The organism is Pseudomonas sp. TYF_14, from assembly GCF_043105275.1.
In the GTDB taxonomy this organism is placed as follows: Bacteria; Pseudomonadota; Gammaproteobacteria; order Pseudomonadales; family Pseudomonadaceae; genus Aquipseudomonas; species Aquipseudomonas alloputida.
Map to the genome: position 1 here is coordinate 1 of NZ_JBICLK010000050.1, position 424 is coordinate 424.

Here is a 424-nt window from a genome sequence, read left to right on the forward strand (position 1 = left end):
GATCGGCTACAGCCCGCACCTGTGGACCAACGCCATCACCGCCCGTATCACCGGTTCGGCAGCCCTGCGCAAACGGCACATGCGCCAACTGGACATGGCCGAGCTGGTGAGCGGCAACCAGGCGCCGTCCACCCAGCCCCATGTGTTGCCAGTGAATGCCCTGCAAACCTGGGTCGAAGACTTCAAGCCAACCGAGCAGCGCATGCCGCTGACCTGGAGCAGCGACCCGATCACCGAAACCTTGCCCATCGGCAACCTCACTGCCATCGCCCGGCACTACCCCTGGACTCAACCGAAAGTGCCGGTGGTGGTGGCGCTCGCCGACGCCGAAGGCATGGCCCTGGAGCTGAGCCTGTCGGTCTCGGCCTACCAGCATCAACTGCGTGACCTGATGCCGGCCGAGCAACTGGAGCACACAAAACCT

1 pseudogene is annotated in these 424 nt (G+C 64.6%); it reads left to right on the forward strand.

What is annotated here, in order from left to right:
• Positions 1-424, forward strand: a pseudogene (locus tag ACF8O8_RS13435) (hypothetical protein); the annotation flags it as partial.